Raw genomic sequence first — 5,322 nt, forward strand, 5'->3', positions numbered from 1 at the left:
GCGAACTCCGGTTACCTGACCCGTCGCCTGGTCGACGTGGCACAGGACGTGGTGATCACCGAAACCGACTGCGGCACGATGGAAGGTCTCACCATGACCCCGATCGTCGAAGGCGGCGACGTGGTCGAGCCGCTGCGCGACCGCGTGCTGGGCCGCATCGTGGCCGAGGACGTGTTCCTGCCAGGCAACGATGACGAACCGATCGTCACCCGCAACCAGCTGCTCGACGAGGCCTGGGTGCAGAAGCTCGAAGACGCCAGCGTGCAGTCGATCAAGGTACGCTCGACGATCACCTGCGCCAGTTCGTTCGGCGTGTGCGCGCATTGCTACGGCCGCGACCTTGGCCGTGGCCATACCGTCAACCATGGCGAAGCGGTCGGCGTGGTCGCCGCGCAGTCGATCGGCGAACCCGGCACGCAGCTCACGATGCGGACGTTCCACATCGGTGGTGCGGCTTCGCGGGCCGCCGCGATCGACAACGTCACGGTCAAGACGACCGGTTCGGTCAAGTTCAACAACCTCAAGCACGTGCAGCACGCCAGTGGGAACCTGGTCGCGGTGTCGCGTTCGGGCGAAGTGAGCGTGCTCGATGCCAACGGTCGCGAGCGCGAGCGTTACAAGGTGCCTTACGGCGCCACCATCGCCGTGAAGGATGGCGACCCGGTCAAGGCTGGCCAGACGGTCGCCAACTGGGATCCGCATACCCATCCGATCGTCGCCGAAGTGGCAGGCGTGGTGCGTTTCATCGACTTCCTCGATGGCGTCACCGTGCAGTCGCAGACGGACGAGCTCACCGGCCTTGAAAGCGCGGTGGTCACCGATCCGAAGCGTCGCGGCACGCAGGCGAAGGACCTTCGCCCGATCGTGCGCCTGGAAGATGCCAAGGGCCGCGAGCTCAAGCTCCCCGGTACCGATATCCCGGCGCAGTACTTCCTGCCGGCCGGCGCCATCGTCTCGATCCAGAACGGAGCCGAAGTGGGCGTGGGCGACGTGGTTGCCCGTATCCCGCAGGAAACCTCCAAGACCCGCGACATCACCGGCGGTCTGCCGCGCGTGGCGGACTTGTTCGAAGCGCGCAAGCCCAAGGAGCAGGCGATCCTCGCCGAGCGCTCGGGCGTGGTCAGCTTCGGCAAGGACACCAAGGGCAAGCAGCGCCTGGTGATCAAGGACGTCGACGGCAACGAGCACGAAGAGCTGATTCCCAAGTGGCGCCAGGTCATCGTGTTCGAAGGCGAGCACGTGGAGAAGGGCGAAACCGTCGTCGACGGCGAGCCGAATCCGCACGACATCCTGCGCCTGCTGGGTGTGCAGCCGCTCGCGGCCTACCTCACCAAGGAGATCCAGGACGTCTACCGCCTGCAGGGTGTGAAGATCAACGACAAGCACATCGAAGCGATCATTCGCCAGATGCTGCGCAAGGTCGAGATCACCGATCCGGGTGAAAGCCACTACCTCCGTGGCGAGCAGGTCGAGCGGGTCCGCATCAACGCGGAAAACAACCGTGCGGCCAGCCGCAACGAGCGTCCGGCTGAGTTCGAATCGGTCCTGCTGGGCATCACCAAGGCATCGCTGGCGACCGAGTCGTTCATCTCGGCGGCCTCCTTCCAGGAGACCACCCGCGTCCTGACCGAGGCGGCCGTCCGCGGCACCCGTGACATGTTGCGGGGCCTTAAGGAAAATGTTATTGTTGGCCGTCTTATCCCTGCAGGCACCGGCCTGGCGTATCACGCCGCGCGCCGCCGTTCGGGTGGGCTCTCGGCAGCGGACCTCGATACCCTCACCGGTGCCTCGTCCGGCTTGTCCTTCTCCGAAGCCCCGGTCAGCAGCGATACCGCCGAATAAGGCGCAGTTTCCTTACTCGGTTACATACGAAATGAGGCGCATGGATGCGCCTCGTGTTCGGGACAAGGACGGCAGGGCCTAGCTTGCTGGTGCAGGCTGCCCATGTTAAATTCCCGCTTCTTGGCAGACCGAGCTTGATCGGTCTGCCTTTATGTTTCTCAGGAATAGCTTCGCATGACGACAGTCAACCAGTTGGTGCGCAAAAACCGCAGCCCGAAGACCTACAAGAGCGCTTCGCCTGCCCTGCAGAGCAGCCCGCAGCGTCGCGGCGTCTGCACGCGCGTGTACACGACCACCCCCAAGAAGCCGAACTCGGCCCTGCGCAAGGTCGCCAAGGTGCGCCTGACCAACGGGTATGAAGTCATCAGCTACATCGGCGGCGAAGGCCACAACCTCCAGGAGCACTCCGTGGTCCTGATCCGCGGCGGTCGCGTCAAGGACCTCCCGGGCGTTCGTTACCACACCGTACGCGGCACGCTCGATTGCGCCGGCGTCACCAAGCGTCGCAAGTCGCGTTCGAAGTACGGCGCCAAGCGCCCGAAAGCTGCCAAGTAAAGGATCCTCCAAATGTCGCGTAAAGGTTCACATCCCGCCCGTCTGGTCCTCCCGGATCCCAAGCACGGCAGCCAGCTGATCGCCCGTTTCATCAATATGGTGATGAAATCCGGCAAGAAGTCGGTCGCCGAAGCCATCGTCTACGGTGCACTCGAGCAGATCGGCCAGAAGAACGCCGAGCCGGTCGCCCTGGTCGAAAAGGCCCTGGGCAACATCGCCCCGTCAGTCGAGGTGAAGTCCCGCCGTGTCGGCGGCGCCACCTACCAGGTGCCCGTCGAAGTGCGTCCCGGCCGCCGTATGGCCCTGGCCATGCGCTGGGTGATCGACGCCGCCCGCAAGCGTGGCGAAACGTCCATGCCGCGCAAGCTGGCCGCCGAGCTCCTGGAAGCCGCGGAAAGCCGCGGCGGCGCCGTCAAGAAGCGCGAAGAAACGCACCGCATGGCGGAAGCCAACAAGGCCTTCTCGCACTACCGCTGGTAATCAGCACGCGGGTACCCCATATACCCGCTTTCGTTTTTGAGGATCGACGACGTGGCACGCACCACCCCCATCGAGCGCTACCGCAACTTCGGCATCATGGCCCACATCGATGCCGGCAAGACCACGACCACCGAGCGCATCCTGTTCTACACCGGCGTCAGCCACAAGATTGGCGAAGTCCATGACGGTGCGGCCACGATGGACTGGATGGAGCAGGAGCAGGAGCGCGGCATCACCATCACTTCCGCTGCCACCACGGCATTCTGGAAGGGCATGGATCGTTCGCTGCCCGAGCACCGCTTCAACATCATCGACACCCCGGGGCACGTCGACTTCACCATCGAAGTCGAGCGTTCGCTGCGCGTGCTCGACGGTGCCGTGTTCGTGTTGTGCGCCGTCGGCGGCGTGCAGCCGCAGTCGGAGACTGTCTGGCGCCAGGCCAACAAGTACCACGTGCCGCGCCTTGCCTTCGTCAACAAGATGGACCGCACCGGCGCCAACTTCTACAAGGTCGTCGAGCAGCTGAAGGCCCGCCTGGGTGCGAACCCCGTGCCGATGCAGGTGCCGATCGGCGCCGAGGACAACTTCGAAGGCGTGGTCGACCTCATCAAGATGAAGTCGATCATCTGGGACATGGAATCCCAGGGCATGAAGTTCGAATACCAGGACGTCCCGGCCCATCTCCTTGAGAAGGCCCTGGAAGAGCGTGCCTTCATGATCGAGGCCGCTGCGGAAGCCAACGAAGACCTGATGAACAAGTACCTGGAAGGTGGTGACCTCACTGAAGAGGAAATCATCTTCGGCCTGCGCACGCGCACGCTTGCCAGCGAAATCATCCCGGTTTTCTGCGGTACCGCGTTCAAGAACAAGGGCGTGCAGGCCATGCTCGACGCGGTGGTGAACCTGCTGCCGTCGCCGGCCGACCGTCCGCCGGTGGCTGGCCTGGACGAAGACGAGAAGGTAGATCATCGCGAAGCCAGTGACGCCGCCCCGTTCTCAGCGCTTGCCTTCAAGATCATGACCGATCCGTTCGTCGGCTCGCTCACGTTCTTCCGCGTCTATTCGGGCACGTTGAATGCCGGCGATGCGGTGTACAACCCGGTCAAGTCGAAGAAAGAGCGCGTCGGCCGCATGCTGCAGATGCACGCGAACGAGCGTCATGAACTGAAGGAAGTCCGCGCGGGCGACATCGCCGCCGCGGTCGGCCTGAAGGACGTCACCACCGGTGACACGCTGTGCGCGCAGGATCACATCATCACCCTGGAGCGGATGACGTTCCCGGAGCCGGTGATCTCGATGGCCGTCGAGCCGAAGACCAAGTCCGACCAGGAGAAGATGGGCGTTGCCCTCGGTCGCCTGGCCGCGGAGGATCCGTCCTTCCGCGTGCGTACGGACGAGGAATCCGGCCAGACGATCATCTCGGGCATGGGCGAGTTGCACCTGGACATCCTGGTCGATCGCATGCGCCGCGAGTTCAACGTGGAAGCGAACGTCGGCAAGCCGCAGGTGGCCTACCGCGAGACCATCCGTTCGTCGGACGTCAAATCCGATTACAAGCACGCCAAGCAGTCCGGCGGTAAGGGTCAGTACGGTCACGTCGTGATCGAGCTCTCCCCGATGACCGAAGCCGACCGTGCCGATTCGAGCGTGAAGGACGACTTCCTGTTCATCAACGACATCACCGGCGGCGTGATCCCGAAGGAGTTCATCCCCTCGGTCGAGAAGGGCCTGCGCGAAACCATCACCAGCGGTCCGCTCGCGGGCTTCCCGGTGGTGAACGTGAAGGTCAAGCTCGTGTTCGGTTCGTACCACGACGTCGACTCGTCGGAAATGGCGTTCAAGCTTGCCGCCTCCATGGCGTTCAAGCAGGGCTTCGCGAAGGCGTCGCCGGTACTGCTCGAGCCCATCATGAAGGTCGAAGTGGTCACGCCGGAAGACTATGTCGGTGACGTCATGGGCGATCTGAGCCGTCGTCGCGGCATGCTTTCCGGCCAGGAAGACACGCCATCGGGCAAGACGATCGACGCCATGGTGCCGTTGGGCGAGATGTTCGGTTACGCGACCACCATCCGCTCGCTCACGCAGGGCCGCGCCACGTTCACGATGGAATTCGACCATTACGCCGAGGCGCCGAACAACATCGCCGAGCAGGTCATGAAGAGGGCCTGATAAGGCTCTCCTCCCATCCAACACCGTTCTTTTTTAGAGGTTTTTAGTCATGGCAAAGGGTAAATTCGAACGCACCAAGCCGCACGTCAACGTCGGCACCATCGGTCACGTGGACCATGGCAAGACGACGCTGACGGCCGCGCTGACCAAGATCGGCGCCGAGCGCTTCGGTGGTGAATTCAAGGGTTACGACCAGATCGACGCCGCGCCGGAAGAGAAGGCACGCGGCATCACGATCTCGACCGCCCACGTGGAATATGAATCCGCGGTGCGCCA

General features: G+C 63.5%; 4 protein-coding genes and 1 pseudogene. All 5 read left to right on the top strand.

The features are described from left to right. Window positions 1–1,842: pseudogene (locus VK519_RS02310) on the top strand (DNA-directed RNA polymerase subunit beta'); the annotation flags it as partial. A 174-nt stretch (window positions 1,843–2,016) separates the two neighbouring features. After that, window positions 2,017–2,397 (top strand): 30S ribosomal protein S12, encoded by a 381-nt coding sequence (rpsL, locus tag VK519_RS02315; RefSeq protein WP_250625402.1) that lies wholly within the window; start codon window positions 2,017–2,019, stop codon window positions 2,395–2,397. A 12-nt stretch (window positions 2,398–2,409) separates the two neighbouring features. Next, window positions 2,410–2,877 carry a 30S ribosomal protein S7 gene (gene rpsG / locus VK519_RS02320; protein WP_250625403.1) on the top strand — a complete coding sequence of 156 codons (468 nt, stop codon included), beginning with the start codon at window positions 2,410–2,412 and terminating at the stop codon, window positions 2,875–2,877. Between the two features lie 51 nt (window positions 2,878–2,928). Continuing rightward, window positions 2,929–5,046 carry an elongation factor G gene (gene fusA, locus VK519_RS02325; protein ID WP_324347283.1) on the top strand — a complete coding sequence of 706 codons (2,118 nt, stop codon included), beginning with the start codon at window positions 2,929–2,931 and terminating at the stop codon, window positions 5,044–5,046. 49 nt (window positions 5,047–5,095) lie between these two features. After that, a partial coding sequence (locus tag VK519_RS02330) for a GTP-binding protein (protein WP_324347285.1) occupies window positions 5,096–5,322 on the top strand: 227 nt, incomplete at its 3' end.

The organism is Pinirhizobacter sp., from assembly GCF_035317885.1.
Taxonomy (GTDB): Bacteria; Pseudomonadota; Gammaproteobacteria; order Xanthomonadales; family Rhodanobacteraceae; genus Pinirhizobacter.